We start from the raw sequence: 14,722 nt of genomic DNA on the forward strand, positions 1-14,722 counted from the left end.
CCGGCGGCTGTGGACAAGTCGCGATCTTGGAAGCCTTGGGAGACCGGAAGTGTCGGGGCCGTGTGCGACGCTGGAGGGTTGGGCGCACGGCACGAAGCCCAAGGCGAAGAAAAGCGGGAGAGGTCCAGTCGCACCCACGAGGAAACGGGGTCTGGATATGGGACGACCCCCGCCAGGGGGGAGGGACGGGGGTCGTCAATGGTTCAGTCCCGGGGGGTCGGACTGAACCCGTCCGTCGAACCGGACTCTCCTACTGTATCCCCATGCGCCAGTGCCGCGCGCAACTTCCGCAACAGCCGCACGCCAAGTTTCCGTAACCGTGGCGCACAAGGGTTTCGTACACGAACGAAATGCCGCCCGAACGGCCTACTGACGAGTACACCTAAGCTGAAGTACATGAGCCGGATCGCCGCCTTCTTCGACCTCGACAAGACCGTGATCGCGAAGTCGAGCACGCTGGCGTTCAGCCGACCCTTCTTCCAGGAGGGGCTGATCAACCGCCGCGCGGTCCTGAAGAGCGCATATGCGCAGTTCGTGTTCATGCTCGCCGGCGCGGACGCGGATCAGATGGACCGCATGCGCGCGCACATCACGGCGCTGGCCGCCGGTTGGGACGTCGAGCAGATCCGCAGCATCGTCAGCGAGACGCTGCACGACATCGTCGACCCGCTCGTCTACAAAGAAGCGACGCAGTTGATCGCCGACCACAAGGCGGAGGGCCACGACGTCGTCATCGTCAGCGCGTCCGGCGAGGAACTCGTCGCCCCCATCGCCCAGATGATCGGGGCGGACCACAGCGTCGGCACGAAGATGGTGATCCAGGACGGCCGCTACACTGGCGCCGTCGACTTCTACTGCGCCGCCGACAACAAGGCGGTCATGATCAAGCAGCTCGCCGCCGAGCACGGCTACGACCTCGCGAAGAGCTATGCCTACTCGGACAGCGTCACGGACCTGCCGATGCTCGAGGTCGTCGGCCACCCGACGGTCGTGAACCCGGACCGGGGCCTGCGCCGCATCGCCGCCGAGAAGGACTGGCCGATCCAGCAGTTCGTCGACCCGGTGAGCCTGCGCGGACGCATCCCCACCCCCTCGGGCAGGGCGGTCGCGGTCACGGCCATCAGCCTCGGTGCCGTCGCGGCGGCCGGAGCGGCCTGGTACGGCCTGCGCCGCAAGCGGAACAACGGCTGAAGTCAAGCCCCTGCGGGCTCGAAGCACCGAGAAGTGAGGGGTACCGGCGAGTAGCGGCAACGCCCCGCGCACGTGGTGCCCCGGTGAGTGCACGGCACCGCCCGCACGGCGGTACCCGAACGCGAATACGGCCTCACAAATCCAGAAACGCCAAGACTTTCACTACTGAACGTGGCTTGAACGGTGCACCCGTCCGAGCCCTTGCTGTGACCGGGCCCACGCACTTAAATAGGTGGTGCGGACCTCGGGTCGGCCAGGGACCAGACGAAGAGAAGTCAGGATCCACCCCGGCCAAGCTCCGTGCGCGGACTTCGAGTACCCACGCGCAGCACGCCGCGGGAGGCTTGTCGTCTAGGGCCTGCGTACCGGGACGCCGGACGCCGAGGCCAGGGTTGTACGACTGGAGTTGCACGCTTGGTAACTCGCAAGCCCGCGCTGAGGACGGGGCACCCTTTCGGGGGTGCCCCGTTCTGCATGTTTCAGTGAAAACCCTCCGAACGGCACAATGGCCACCCGTTGACCCACCCCACGGTCGTGGGTAACTTGCGAAATACGCCAGTTATCTGTGGGATCATCACCGGGAGGCACTTCCAAGTGCGGAAAATCGCCGCGTTGACGCTGGTCACTGCCATGGTCGCCCTCACGCCGGTGGCGAGAGCGGACGCCTCGGTGACCACGCTCCGCGGGATGTCGCTGGAACAGAAGGTCGGCCAGCTCTTCGTCACGTACGTCAACGGCCAGGCCGCCGACGTCCCGCACCCCAAGAACCAGCCCGACTTCGGAGTGGCGACGGCCGCGGACATGGTGCGCAAGTACCAGCCCGGCGGCGTCATCTACTTCAACAACTCGAGCCGCGACAACATCGACACGCCCAAGCAGATCGCGCGGCTCTCCAACGGCCTGCAGAAGGCCAGCAAGGTCCCGCTGCTCATCTCGATCGACCAGGAGATGGGCGTCGTCACGCGGATCGGCCCGCCGGCCACCCAGCTGCCGGGCAACATGGCCCTCGGCGCGGGCAGGAGCACCCGGGACGCCGAGGAGGCCGCGCGCATCACGGGCTCGGAACTGCGCGCGATGGGCATCAACCAGAACTTCGCGCCGGACGCCGACGTCAACTCCAACCCGGCGAACCCGATCATCGGGGTGCGCAGCTTCAGCAGCGACCCGAAGCTCGCCGCCGACATGGTCGCCGCCCAGGTCCGGGGCTACGAGGGCCGCCGCTGGTTCGACATGACCTCGGTGACCTCGACCGCCAAGCACTTCCCCGGCCACGGCGACACGTCCGAGGACAGCCACACCGCCTTGCCGGTCTCGAACCGCAGCCTCGACCAGTGGCGGCAGATCGACGCGCCGCCGTTCTCCGCCGCCATCGCCGCCAAGATCGACTCGATCATGACCGCGCACATCCAGGTGCCGCAGATCGACCCGTCAGGCGAGCCGGCCACGCTCAGCCCGAAGATCATCACCGGTCTGCTGCGCGACGAGCTGAAGTACGACGGCGTGGTCGTCACCGACTCGCTGGAGATGGAGGGCGTCCGCAAGCTGCACTCCGACGCCGAGATCCCGGTGCTGGCCATCAAGGCGGGCGTCGACCAGCTGCTGATGCCGCCGAACCTCGGCGCCGCGATCGACAGCGTCGTCAAGGCCGTCCGCAGCGGTGAGATCACCGAGCAGCGCATCGACCAGAGCGTCCTGCGCATCCTCAAGATGAAGCTCCTGCGCGGCGTCATGCTCACCGCCGACGTCGACGAGAACAAAGTCGACCAGGTCGTCGGCTCCAACACCGAGGCGGCGCAGAAGATCGCCGACCGCACCATCACCGTCGTCCGCAACGACGGCCAGGCGCTCCCGCTCAACGCCACCGCTCCCCTGGTCGTCGGCACCAGCGACGCGACCACGAGCGCCCTCGCCACCAGGCTCAAGGGCACCAAGTTCGTCACCTCGACGAGCCCCACGGCCGGCCAGATCCAGCAGGCCGTGGCCGCGGCGGCGAACGCGGACAAGATCGTCGTGCTGACGAACAACGCGAGCACCAGGCCGGCCCAGGTCGACCTGGTCAACCAGCTCGCCGCCACCGGCAAGCCCGTCGTCGCGGCCGCCACCGGCAACCCGTACGACGTCGCCCACAGCAACGCCAAGACGTGGCTCGCCACCTATTCGACGACCACGGTCTCGATGGAGGCGCTGGCCAGGGTCCTGCTGGGCGAGGTGAAGCCGCAGGGCAAGCTGCCGGTCGACGTACCGGGCCCGACCCCCTACCCGTTCGGACACGGGGTGACCTGGTGAGAAGGCGGAGCTTCCTCGCGGCAGGCGCCCTGTCCGTCCCCCTCATCGGCGCAGGCACGGCCGGCGCGACCCCGAAGCTCGCCACGGCGGCCGAACAGCTCGCACAGGACGGCTGGCGCAAGCTCAAGGGTCGCAAGGTCGGCGTGCTGACGAACCCGACGGGCATCCTCAAGGACCAGACGCACGTCGTCGACTCGATGGTCGCCCACGACGCCAAGCCGGCAGCCGTGTTCGGACCGGAACACGGCTTCCGCGGCACGGCACAGGCCGGCGGCTCCGAGGGCGACTACGCGGACCCGCGCACCGGTATCCCGGTGTACGACACGTACCAAGCCAGTCCCGCGAAGATCAAGCAGATGTTCACGAAGGCGGGCGTCGACACGGTCGTGTTCGACATCGCCGACGTGGGCGCACGCTTCTACACCTACATCTGGTCGCTGTACCAGGCGATGGAAGCGGCCGAGGGCCTGGACTTCATGGTCCTCGACCGCCCGAACCCCATCGGCGGCAGCGCGAACGGCCCGCAGCTCGACCCGGCCCACGCGACCTTCGTGGGCCTGAAACCGATCGTGCAGCAACACGGCATGACGGTCGGCGAACTGGCTCGCTTCTTCGTGGGCGAGTTCGACCTCAAGACGAAGCTCGAAGTGGTCAACGTCCGGCACTGGCGCAGGAACCAGCTCGACACGGGCCTGCCGTGGGTCCCGCCGAGCCCGAACATGCCCACCCAGGACACCGCGCTCGTCTACCCCGGCACGTGCCTGTTCGAGGGCACGGTCCTGTCCGAGGGCCGCGGCACCACCCGCCCGTTCGAAACGGTGGGTGCGCCGGGCATCGACTGGCGCTGGGCCGAAGCGCTGAACGCCCTGAGCCTGCAAGGCGTCCGGTTCCGCGAGACCTACTTCTCGCCGACGTTCAACAAGTTCCAGGGCAAGTCCTGCGGCGGTGTCACCCTGCACGTCACCGACCCGCGGAGGTTCGACGCCATCAGGGCCGCCGTGGCCATGCTGATCACCGCGAAGTCGTTGTACCCCGGCGTGTTCGCGTGGCGTCCCGACAACTGGATCGACAAGCTCAGCGGCTCCGACCGGCTGCGGAGGATGATCGACGCCCAGGCTCCCCTGGACGAGGTCACCGGCGCGTGGCACCAGGAGCTCCAGCAGTTCCGCCGCACCCGCCTGCCCTACCTGCGCTACCGGTGAGGACGCCATGCTCATCCCTGCCCTGGCCGTCGCACTCGTGACGACGGCGGTCCCCGGCCACTTCGACCAGCCCCAGGACGGTTTCGCACAGCAGTGGACGACGCTGCGCCAGTCGAACCCGTTCTGGGCCGGTCTCGACCCGGAGCCGATCAACACGGCCCTGCGCCAGCTCCGCGACTTCACAAAACCCCAGGCCAACGGCAAGCCGCTGTACGCCGGCGCCGTCACGATGTACGTGCACGACGGCAAGATCGTCACGCACGACCGCACGGGCTACGCAGTCCTCTACCAGGACCAGCAAACCCAGTTGCCAGAAGAAGAACGCGTCCCGATGAAGAAGGACACGATCTTCGACTTCGCCTCCATCTCCAAGCTCTTCACGTCGATCGCGGTGATCCAGCAGGTCGAGCAGGGCCGCGTGAACATCGACGAACGCGTCGCCACCTACCTGCCCGAGTTCGGCGTGAACGGCAAGGAGAACATCACCGTCAAGCAGCTGCTCACACACACGAGCGGCCTCGAACCGTTCATCCCGTTGTGGCAGAGGTACCCCGACGCCCCGTCACGCATCAAAGCCGTGATGGACGTGAAGCCGAAGTCCACCCCCGGCACCACGTACCTCTACTCGGACCTGAACCTGATCACGCTCGGCGAGCTGGTTTTCAAGGTCAGCGGCAAGAAGCTCGACCAGGCGGTCAGGGACGGCATCACCAAGCCGCTCGACATGAAGGACACCGGCTACAACCCGACGGCCAAGGACCGCACGGCCGCAACGGAGTTCCAGACGGCACCACCGCGCGGCATAGTCCGTGGCGAGGTGCATGACGAGAACGCGTGGTCCCTCGGAGGAGTAGCAGGCCACGCCGGTGTTTTCGGCACGGCCAAGGATCTCGCCGTCCTCGGCCAGACGATCCTCAACGGCGGCACGTACGGAGGCCGCCGCATCCTGACCGAGCACTCGGTCGAGCTGATGCTCACGAACTTCAACCAGCAGTTCCCGGACAACGCCCACGGCCTCGGCTTCGAGCTCGACCAGCGCTGGTACATGGGCGGCCTGAGCGGCCCGGGAACCGCAGGTCACACGGGCTACACCGGCACGTCGTTCGTGATCGACAAGGCGTCGCGCTCGATCGCGATCCTGCTGACCAACCGCGTGCACCCGAGCCGTGACTGGGGCAGCGTCAACCCGGCCCGCCGCGTGGCAGCCGACGGCCTCGCCAACGCACTCGCGGTGAAGTCGCACGGAAAGCAGTGGCGGGCAACGACTTCCGGCGGCACCCTCACCGCGGAACGCCCGGTCGAGGTCTTCGTCGACGTCGACAAGGGCGACAAGCTCACGATCCAGCACTGGAACGGCACGGACTGGCAGGACGCCCGCACCATCACGACGACCGGACGTCGTTGGGTGCCAACGGAATCCGTGAAGAGCAGGTTCGTCTACGCCAAGGCCGGCCAGTACAACGGCCGCGGCGTCTACGTGCACGCACGCGGCGACGTCACGGCCGAAGGCTGGTCAGTGGCACGCCGCTAGCACTTCGGTGAACAACGGCAGCGCTCGTGGAAACGCGGGCGCTCCGAAGCTCACCACGATCCCCGTGCGGTCGTCGTCGCTCTGCTCGTGCCGGAACCACGAGAGAGGGCTGACCTCGATCCCGCGTTCACGCGCGGTCTCGACGATCGCGGTTTCATGAGGCGTGTCCAGCACCGCGTGCATCCCGGCCGCGATGCCGGACACGGACGCGTACGGCGAAACAGCCTCCACGAGCCGGTCGCGCCGCCGTTGGTACTTGAGCCGCATCCGCCGCACATGGCTGTCGTACGACCCGGCCTCCAGGAAGTCGGCCAACGTCAGCTGGTCGAGCATGCTGATGTGCTGCTCACGGCCGGTCTTCAGCTCGAGGATCGGATCCACGAACCGGTCCGGCAGCACCATCCACGCGATCCGCAACGCCGGTGACAACGCCTTGCTGGACGTGCCCAGGTACACGACGTGTTCCGGGTCCAGCCCCTGCACCGCGCCGACGGGCTGCCGGTCGTAGCGGAACTCGCCGTCGTAGTCGTCTTCCAGCACAAGACCGCCCACACGCCGTGCCCATTCCACAGCCGATGCGCGCCGACGAGGGTGCAAGGGACCGCCCAACGGGAACTGGTGCGCGGGCGTTAGCACGCAGGCACGCAGGTCGTCAGGCAACTGCTCGGTGTTCGCGCCGTGGTCGTCCACCGCCAACGGCACCGTCGACGTCCACAACGACCGGTGGAAGGCGAGCCCGTACTCCTCGACGACCACAGGCGGCTGAAGCAGCCGGTCGAACATCTGCACAGCACCGCCGAAGCCCGAACACACCACGATCCGTTCGAGATCGGCCCGCACACCCCGTGCCCGCGCCAGGTACTCGGCCAGCGCCGTCCGCAGCTCGATCCGCCCCTGCGGGTCCCCCGGCCCGAACGCCTCGGAGGGCGCCGCCGTCAGCGCCCGCCGCGTCGAGCGGATCCACTCGGCGCGCGGGAACTCGGTGACGTCCGGCGTGCTCACCCTCAGGTCGAACCGCACGTCCGCGCCGGGCACCGAGCGCTTCACCGGCTGCGGTGGTGCGATCCGTTGGGCGACAACGGTCCCCGAGCCCTGGCGCGCGGTCAGCCACCCTTCGGCCACGAGTTCCGCGTACGCCTCGGCCACGGTGTTCCGCGCGATCCCCAGGTCGAGAGCGAGCGACCGCGAGGCCGGCAGCCGGGTTCCCGGAGGCAGCCGGGCCGACCGGACCGCCTCGCGCAGCGACGCCGTCAACCTGTGCCGCAGGCCACCGGGACCGGACAGGTCCAGGTGGAAGTCGAGATTGGCCCACGATTCCACGTGAAGATTGCACCATGCCTCGGGCCAATCAGGGTCATAGATTTCTTCTCATGACGAACCGCATCGACCTCGCCAAGAAGGCCCCGAAGGTCTACCGCGCCATGATCGCCCTCGACGCCGCCGCTCGCGAAGGGCTCGACGAGCAGCTCGCCGAGCTCGTCCGCATCCGTGCCTCCCAGCTCAACCACTGCGCCTACTGCCTCAACATGCACACGGTCGACGCCCGCAAGGGTGGCGAGTCCGAGGCCCGCATCTACCTGCTCAACGCGTGGGAGGAGGCCGGCGACCTCTACACCGAGAAGGAGCAGGCGGCACTGCGCCTCACCGAGGCCATCACCGTCCTGAGCAGCCACGAGTACGTCAGCGACGAGGTCTACGAGCGCGCCGCGAAGCACTTCGCGGAGGAGGAACTGGCCCAGCTCATCGCGCTGATCTTCACCATCAACTCGTGGAACCGGATCGCGGTCTCCACCCGGAAGGTGCCCGACGTCCATTAGGACCTGTCGAGAGAGTGACTTTCGGACACACTCCGTTGACCGTCGGTGTGGCGGTTAGTAAGTTTCCCACGTGTCCACTGAAAGCAGTGCCGAGTCCAGTCCACTGGTGAAGATCCGGTCGTTGCTGCCGGGTCTCGCACGCGCCGAGCAGCGCGTCGCCAAGGTGGTGCTGGAGAACCCCGGAACTGTCGCGCACCGCAGCATCACCGAGGTCGCCGAGCAGGCGGGCACCAGTGAGACGACGGTGACGCGGTTCTGCAAGGCGATCGGCGTCGGTGGGTACCCGGAGCTGCGCATCGCGCTCGCCGCCGACACGGCCCGCAGCCAGGCCAGGGCCAACCACGACATGGGTGGCGACATCGGACCGGGCGACGACCTCAAGCAGGTCGTCGGCAAGGTCGCGTTCGCCGACGCCCGCGCCGTCGAGGAGACCGCGGAGCAGCTCGACGTCGAGTCGCTCGACAAGGTCGTCCAGGCGGTCGCGGGCGCCCGTCGTGTCGACGTCTACGGCTTCGGCGCGTCGGCGTTCGTCGCGTTCGACCTGCAGCAGAAGCTGCACCGCATAGGGCTCACCTGCTTCGCGTGGAACGACACGCACATCGCGCTGACGTCGGCCGCCGTGCTGACCGAGGCGGACGTCGCCGTGGGCATCTCGCACACCGGCTCGACCGCGGAGACCGTCGAGGCCCTGCGCGTCGCCCGCGAGACCGGCGCCACGACGGTCGCGCTGACGAACTTCCCGCGCTCGCCCATCACCGAGATCGCCGACCACGTGCTGACCACGGCCGCGCGCGAGACCACGTTCCGCTCCGGCGCGATGGCGAGCCGCATCGCCCAGCTCACGGTGATCGACTGCCTGTTCATCGGGGTCGCCCAGCACCACGTCGACACGGCGAAGACGGCGCTGGAGGCGACCTACGAAGCGGTGTCCGGGCATCGGCTCGGCGCCCGACCAGACGGCCGCCGACGGCCGCGGGAGACGTCTAAATGATCTCCCCCCGGGACGGTGTGGTGGTGCGCGTGGAATCTCCGACCGAGGGGCGGAACCCGCGCACCGCGGACATCGACCGGGTGCCCACGATCGACGTGCTGCGCATGATCAACGAAGAGGACCGCACGGTCCCGGCGGTGGTCGCGGAGGCGCTGCCGGAGCTGGCCCGCGCGGTCGACCTCGGCGTCGCGGCGATCGTGTCCGGCGGCCGGGTGCACTACGTCGGCGCCGGCACGTCCGGGCGTCTGGCCACGCTGGACGCCGCCGAGCTCGTGCCCACGTTCAACGCACCGGCCGACTGGTTCGTCGCCCACCACGCCGGCGGTCCGGAAGCCCTCGTCCGCGCCGTCGAAGAGGTCGAGGACCACTCGGGCGCGGCCCAGATCCGTCGGCACGCCACCGCGAAAGACCTGGTGGTGGGCATCGCGGCGTCCGGGCGCACGCCGTTCGTGATCGGCGCGCTGCAGGAGGCGCAAGCGCTTGGCGCCCACACCGTGCTGGTCTCGAACAACGCGTCGGTGCCGTTCACGCCGGACGTCCTCGTCGCGCTGAACACCGGCCCCGAGGCCATCGCCGGCTCCACGCGGATGAAGGCGGGATCGGCCCAGAAGCTGGTCCTGACGTCGTTCTCCACGGCTGTGATGATCAAGCTCGGCCGCACCTACTCGAACCTGATGGTCAGCATGCGCGCGACGAACGCGAAGCTGCGCGGCCGGACGATCCGCATCCTGCACGAGGCCACCGGCCAGCCCGAGAACGCCTGCGAGCAGGCGCTGGCGGACGCGTCCGGTGACCTCAAGGTGGCACTCGTGCACCTGCTGTCGGGCGAACCGACCGAACGTGCGGCCGCTGCCCTCGAGGACACGAAGGGCCACGTCCGCGACGCCCTGGACCGGCTAGCGGGCTAGATCAGGCCCGAACACCTCGTAGTGGATGTCGGTGACGCCCGCTTCGAGCAGCTGCGCCCGCATCGCGCGCAGGAACGGCACCGGTCCGCACAGGTAGGCGGTCGCGTTCTCCGGAACCTCGACCCCGGCGAGGTCGACGAACCCGGTGCGCTCCGCCGGCCAGTCCCCGATCGGCCGCTCGTAGAAGACGTGCGCCCGCGCGTCTTCCAGCTTCGCGACGAGCTGGGCGAGTTCCGCGCGGAACGGGTGCGTGAGCTGGTGGCGGTCGCCGTGGATCGCGACGACCTGCCGCGGTGAGTCGGTGGCGGCCAGCTCGGCGAGCATGGAGATCATCGGCGTGCAGCCGATGCCCGCCGACGCCAGCAGCACCGGACCGTCGCCCGGCTGCAGCGTCAGATCCCCGGCCGGCTGGCTGACCAGCACGGTGCCGCCGACCGGCACGTTGTCGTGCAGGTGGCTCGACACCTCGCCGTCGCGCTTCACCGAGAACTGCAGCGCGTCGTCGGACCGCCCGGACAGGCTGTACTGGCGGATCTGCCGGGCGCCGTCGGCGAGCGGCACCTGCACCGAGACGTACTGCCCCGGCTCACCCGCGCGCACCTGCCCGTCGAGCGGCCTGACCACGAACGTCACCACGTCCTCGGTCTCCTGGAACCGGGCGATCACGCGGTGCTCCTGCTGCCCCTGCGGGAGGAACCGCTCGAGGCCGATCAACGTGTCGGCCATCAGCCAGTAGACCTCGCTCCAGGCCTGGCCCACCTCCGCTGAGACGTCGAGGACCTCGGCGACGGCCCCGAGCAGGTGCTTGTGGACGACCGCGTACTGACCGGGCGTGACGCCGACCGAGACGTGCTTGTGGGCGATGCGCCGCAGCATCCCGTCCGGTGTCTGACCGGCGAGCAGACCTGAGGCGAACGCGGCGATCGAGCCCGCCAGCGCCTGCGCCTGCGTGCCGTTGGCCTGGTTGCCGCGGTTGAACATGTCCCGCAACAACATCGGGTGCTCTTCGAACATGCGCTCGTAGAACAACGCGCTGATCTCACCGATGGCGGCGCCGACGGCGGGCAGGGTGGCTTCGACCAGTTCGGCCGACTTCGAGGACAACATCGAGGAGCTCCTCACTTCTGCCCCAGGGCGAGCAGAACGGGACCGGTGGGATCAGCGACGAGGTCCTCGACGCTCAGCGAATCGAGTGAGGCGTAGAAGGCTTCCTGGGCTTGGCGCAGCGCGCGGCGCAACCGGCAGGCCGCGGCCAACGGGCACGCCACCTCGCCTTCGCAGTCCACGACGTCGCCCTCGCCTTCCAGCCGGCGGACCAGCCACCCGACCGAGACGAGACGTCTCGTCTCGGCAAGGGCCAGGCCACCGCCACGGCCGCGGCGTGCCACGACGACGCCGAGGTGCTGGAGCTGGGCCACGACCTTCGCGGCGTGGGTGTACTGCACGCCCATGACCTCGGCGACTTCGCGCGTGGTCGGGTTTGGCGAGACGAGACGGTCCGTCTCGGCAACGGCAAGCCGCATCACGATCCGCAGCGCGATGTCGGTGCTCTTGGTCAACCTCACAAGATCGACGCTAGCTTAATTGGAATCTCAGATGCATGTTATCCAGGCAACACCGGACGCCACGGGATCGGCGTCGACAGCACCATTGCGCTGGACGTCTCCCCGTGAGCGGCCAGCCGGACCAGCAGCCGTTCCAACTCCATGATGCTCGTGGTGACGACCTTCACAACCGAGCAGATGTCCCCGGTCAGCCGCACGACCTCGACCACCTCGGGGAGGTCGTCGAGCAGCTGGGGGTGGACCGTGATGCATCGAGGGCCGTAGCACTTCATGCGCACCAGCGCGACGACCGGACGTCCGACGACGGTGGGGTCGACCACGGCGCGATAGCCGGTGATCGCACCCATGTTCTCGAGCCGGCGGACCCGCTGGGCGACCGTCGGCGGGGAGACGTGGACCCGGCGCGCGAGTTCGTTGTACGACAGGCGCGCATCTTCTTGGAGCGCCTCCAACAGGGCCTTGTCCACCTCGTCCAACATGAACGCAAAGCTACTCGGCGATCTGTTTTGCGTTTGGAAGAAGTTCGGCGCGAACGCCTTTCGTCGCCCATTCAGGTGATGAGGCTCAGCGGCGACGATTGAGGCATGAGCTGCCCCGTGTCCCCCAAGCTGGATTTCGGCGGCACCACGCCGTACGAGGACTACGTGCACGCGTCGGTGTTGCACACCCTTCAACAGCAGTGGTCCAAAGATCCCCGTGAGATGTCGTTCCTGGTCATCACGCAGGTGATGGAGCTGTACTTCGGTCTGCTGTGCTTCGAGTGGCGCCAGGCCCAGAGCGAACTGCGGGCCAACGACCTCCGCGCCGCCGTGCAGACCCTGCGGCGCTCCGACCTGCACCTCCAGGCGCTGTCCGCGGCCTGGCGGCCGATCGCGCGGATGACGCCGACCGAGTTCAACTCGTTCCGCGACGCGCTCGGCGAGGGCTCCGGCTTCCAGAGCGGCATGTACCGCGAGATGGAGTTCCTGCTCGGCGAGAAGTCCGCGTCGATGCTCGTGCCGCACCGCGCGGTGCCCGCGATGCACGACCAGCTGGAGAAGTCGCTGGCGCTGCCGTCGCTCTACGACGACGTGCTGGCGGCGTTGCGGCGCAGGGGTTTCGACATCCCGCAGGCCGTCCTGGACCGCGACCTGACCAAGGCCTACGAGCCGTCGGCCGAGGTCGAGCAGGTGTGGGCGGCGATCTACCGCGGCAACGACCGCGACCTGCTGGAGCTGGGCGAGGCGCTGACCGACATCGCCGAGGAGTTCGCGCGCTGGCGTTACGACCACCTGCTCGCGACCCGCCGGTCGATGGGCTCGAAGGTCGGCACCGGCGGGTCGGCTGGTGTTGCATGGCTGGAGAAGCGCACCCAACGGGCGGTGTTCCCCGAGCTGTGGACCGCGAGGAGTTACGTGTGAGGCGCGAGCTGTTCGACATCCCCGAAGGTGTCATCTACCTCGACGGCAATTCCCTTGGCGCGCTACCGAAGCACGTCGCCGCGCGCATGCAGGAGGTGATCAGCCACCAGTGGGGCACGCGGCTGATCCGGTCGTGGAGCGAGGGCTGGTGGGAGGCGCCGCAACGGATCGGTGACCGCATCGGCCGCTTGATCGGCGCGGCCGAGGGACAGGTCGTCGTCGGTGACTCGACGTCGGTCAACGTCTTCAAGGCGTTGATGGCCGCAGTGAAGGGCACTACGCGGTCGGAGATCGTGGTCGACGAGTCGACCTTCCCGACCGACGGCTACATCGCGCAGTCCGTGGGAGAGCTGACGGGGCTGAAGGTCCGCGCCGCTCAACCGTCCTCTTTGGACATCAACGAGGACACCGCCGTGGTGCTGCTCAACCACGTCGACTACCGCACCGGCGCGATGCTCGACATGGCGGAGCTGACCGGGCAGGCCCACGCCGCCGGAGCGCCGGTGGTCTGGGACCTCTGCCACAGCGCGGGCGTGATCCCGATCCGGTTGGACGAGCTCCAAGTCGACTACGCGGTCGGCTGCAGCTACAAGTTCCTCAACGGCGGACCGGGCGCACCGGCGTTCATATACGTGCCGAAGCACAAGCAGGCGACGTTCGAGAACCCGCTTTCCGGCTGGAACGGCCACCGCGCGCCGTTCGCGATGGAGGCGAGCTACGACCCCGACCCCGGCATCGCGCGCGCACGCGTCGGCACGCCGGACATCCTGTCGATGCTGGCCCTCGACGCGGCGCTGGACGTGTGGGACGACGTCGACATGCAGGTCGTGTGGAAGTGCGGACTGAGCCTGACCGCGCAGTTCCGCACGCACGTCACCAGACTGACGTCGCTGGAGATCATCACGCCGGACGAGATCCCGCGCGGCAACCAGATCTCGATCCGCTGCGCCGACGCCAAGAACGTCATGGACGAGCTCATCGCCCGTGGCGTGATCGGCGACCACCGGCCGCCGGACGTCCTGCGGTTCGGATTCGCCCCGCTCTACGTCACGAGCGGCGACGTCCTGCGCGCCGCCGAGATCCTGGCCGAGATCGTCAACTAGCGAGTGCGGCGTCCGCGATGCTGCGAGCCTCGCGGGCGCCCGCCTCCAGTGACGAGCACACGAACAGGATCCACTCGGCCAGGCCTTCGAGAGACCCCGACGCGAACGCCACGGACGCGGCCTCGTACGCGGCCGAACGCCGCAGGCACGCCACTTCGGGCACGCCGAGGCCCTTGGGGTCGAGGCCGGTGGAGATCGATGTCATCCGCGCGGCCGCACGCGCGACCACCCCGTTGGCGACGCCGAACGGCGCCAGCCCGAGCAGTTCGCCGTGCACGACCGCAACGACGATCGGTGCCGGCACGGACGTCCCGCCGGTGACCAACGAGCCGAGCATGTCGAGCCGTTGCGACACGTCCTCGGCGACGCGCGGCCGTCCGACGTCGGTCGTGAGGTCCGCGGCGGCGAGAACGTGCAACCGCGCGAGAGCCTGCAACGGCGCGCGCTGCCATGTGGCGACGAGTCCGCCCAGCGCTTCCGCGGCCCGCAACGACCCGGCCAGCACGGGATCCGAGACCTCGCCGGACTCGGGGATCTCGGTCGGACCGCCCTCCAGAGCGGCCGACGCACGGGCCGCGCGGACGGACGCCTCCGCCGCCGTCGTGGCCCAGCCGCGCAGGTTCACCCGATGGCGGTGCACCTGGAAGACGGCGTCCTTGGCGGCGTTCGCGGCGTCCGCCACGCCGGGCAAGGAAAGCAGCGGAGCGAGAGGATCGGTCACGGTCGCG

Annotated in this window: 14 protein-coding genes; 9 read left to right on the forward strand and 5 right to left on the reverse strand. The window is 68.7% G+C overall.

Translation table 11 applies throughout. From position 1 onward, the window contains the following. The first annotated feature begins 396 nt into the window (after nucleotides 1-396). From IEY88_RS20310 to IEY88_RS20325, 4 genes are all read left to right on the forward strand, one after another. Nucleotides 397-1,191 carry an HAD-IB family hydrolase gene (locus IEY88_RS20310; RefSeq protein ID WP_189156356.1) on the forward strand — a complete coding sequence of 265 codons (795 nt, stop codon included), beginning with the start codon at nucleotides 397-399 and terminating at the stop codon, nucleotides 1,189-1,191. 630 nt (nucleotides 1,192-1,821) lie between these two features. Then, on the forward strand, nucleotides 1,822-3,477 hold the full coding sequence (locus IEY88_RS20315) for a glycoside hydrolase family 3 protein (RefSeq protein WP_229693619.1): 1,656 nt from the start codon (nucleotides 1,822-1,824) through the stop codon (nucleotides 3,475-3,477). Further along, the gene (locus tag IEY88_RS20320; protein WP_189156687.1) at nucleotides 3,474-4,679 is read left to right on the forward strand and encodes an exo-beta-N-acetylmuramidase NamZ family protein; all 1,206 of its coding nucleotides are present in this window, start codon (nucleotides 3,474-3,476) and stop codon (nucleotides 4,677-4,679) included. Before IEY88_RS20315 ends, IEY88_RS20320 begins: the two co-directional genes overlap by 4 nt. 7 nt (nucleotides 4,680-4,686) lie before the next feature. Then, nucleotides 4,687-6,210: a serine hydrolase domain-containing protein gene (locus IEY88_RS20325; RefSeq protein WP_189156358.1), complete on the forward strand. Its 1,524-nt coding sequence runs from the start codon at nucleotides 4,687-4,689 to the stop codon at nucleotides 6,208-6,210. Here IEY88_RS20325 and pdxR read toward each other — a convergent pair. Next, entirely contained in the window at nucleotides 6,193-7,530 is a 1,338-nt protein-coding gene (gene pdxR, locus IEY88_RS20330) for a MocR-like pyridoxine biosynthesis transcription factor PdxR (protein WP_189156359.1), read from the reverse strand. The two genes, IEY88_RS20325 and pdxR, sit on opposite strands and share 18 nt — an antisense overlap. Nucleotides 7,531-7,580: 50 nt before the next feature. Here pdxR and IEY88_RS20335 point away from each other — a divergent pair, with 50 nt between their 5' ends. From IEY88_RS20335 to IEY88_RS20345, 3 genes are all read left to right on the forward strand, one after another. Beyond that, complete coding sequence (locus IEY88_RS20335; RefSeq protein WP_189156360.1) at nucleotides 7,581-8,027, forward strand: carboxymuconolactone decarboxylase family protein; 447 nt, start codon at nucleotides 7,581-7,583, stop codon at nucleotides 8,025-8,027. A gap of 70 nt (nucleotides 8,028-8,097) precedes the next feature. Continuing rightward, nucleotides 8,098-9,018 carry a MurR/RpiR family transcriptional regulator gene (locus IEY88_RS20340; protein ID WP_189156361.1) on the forward strand — a complete coding sequence of 307 codons (921 nt, stop codon included), beginning with the start codon at nucleotides 8,098-8,100 and terminating at the stop codon, nucleotides 9,016-9,018. After that, nucleotides 9,015-9,926, forward strand: coding sequence for an N-acetylmuramic acid 6-phosphate etherase (locus IEY88_RS20345; protein ID WP_189156362.1), 912 nt, complete (start codon nucleotides 9,015-9,017; stop codon nucleotides 9,924-9,926). The genes IEY88_RS20340 and IEY88_RS20345 overlap by 4 nt, the downstream gene beginning before the upstream one ends. On the opposite strand, the gene IEY88_RS20350 is transcribed toward IEY88_RS20345, so the two are convergent. From IEY88_RS20350 to IEY88_RS20360, 3 genes are read right to left on the reverse strand one after another with little or no spacing between them, the layout of a single operon-like run. Further along, entirely contained in the window at nucleotides 9,915-11,033 is a 1,119-nt protein-coding gene (locus tag IEY88_RS20350; protein ID WP_189156363.1) for a globin domain-containing protein, read from the reverse strand. The genes IEY88_RS20345 and IEY88_RS20350 overlap by 12 nt on opposite strands. A gap of 11 nt (nucleotides 11,034-11,044) precedes the next feature. Next, complete coding sequence (locus IEY88_RS20355; RefSeq protein ID WP_189156364.1) at nucleotides 11,045-11,491, reverse strand: RrF2 family transcriptional regulator; 447 nt, start codon at nucleotides 11,489-11,491, stop codon at nucleotides 11,045-11,047. 38 nt (nucleotides 11,492-11,529) lie between these two features. After that, nucleotides 11,530-11,970 (reverse strand): Lrp/AsnC family transcriptional regulator, encoded by a 441-nt coding sequence (locus IEY88_RS20360; RefSeq protein WP_229693574.1) that lies wholly within the window; start codon nucleotides 11,968-11,970, stop codon nucleotides 11,530-11,532. Between the two features lie 105 nt (nucleotides 11,971-12,075). Here IEY88_RS20360 and IEY88_RS20365 point away from each other — a divergent pair, with 105 nt between their 5' ends. Next, nucleotides 12,076-12,891 (forward strand): tryptophan 2,3-dioxygenase, encoded by an 816-nt coding sequence (locus IEY88_RS20365; protein ID WP_189156365.1) that lies wholly within the window; start codon nucleotides 12,076-12,078, stop codon nucleotides 12,889-12,891. Next, nucleotides 12,888-13,994, forward strand: coding sequence for a kynureninase (kynU, locus tag IEY88_RS20370; protein WP_229693575.1), 1,107 nt, complete (start codon nucleotides 12,888-12,890; stop codon nucleotides 13,992-13,994). The genes IEY88_RS20365 and kynU overlap by 4 nt, the downstream gene beginning before the upstream one ends. On the opposite strand, the gene IEY88_RS20375 is transcribed toward kynU, so the two are convergent. After that, nucleotides 13,987-14,715 carry an oxidoreductase gene (locus IEY88_RS20375; protein ID WP_189156367.1) on the reverse strand — a complete coding sequence of 243 codons (729 nt, stop codon included), beginning with the start codon at nucleotides 14,713-14,715 and terminating at the stop codon, nucleotides 13,987-13,989. The two genes, kynU and IEY88_RS20375, sit on opposite strands and share 8 nt — an antisense overlap. Between the last annotated feature and the right edge of the window lie 7 nt (nucleotides 14,716-14,722).

The organism is Lentzea pudingi, assembly GCF_014646255.1.
In the GTDB taxonomy this organism is placed as follows: Bacteria; Actinomycetota; Actinomycetes; order Mycobacteriales; family Pseudonocardiaceae; genus Lentzea; species Lentzea pudingi.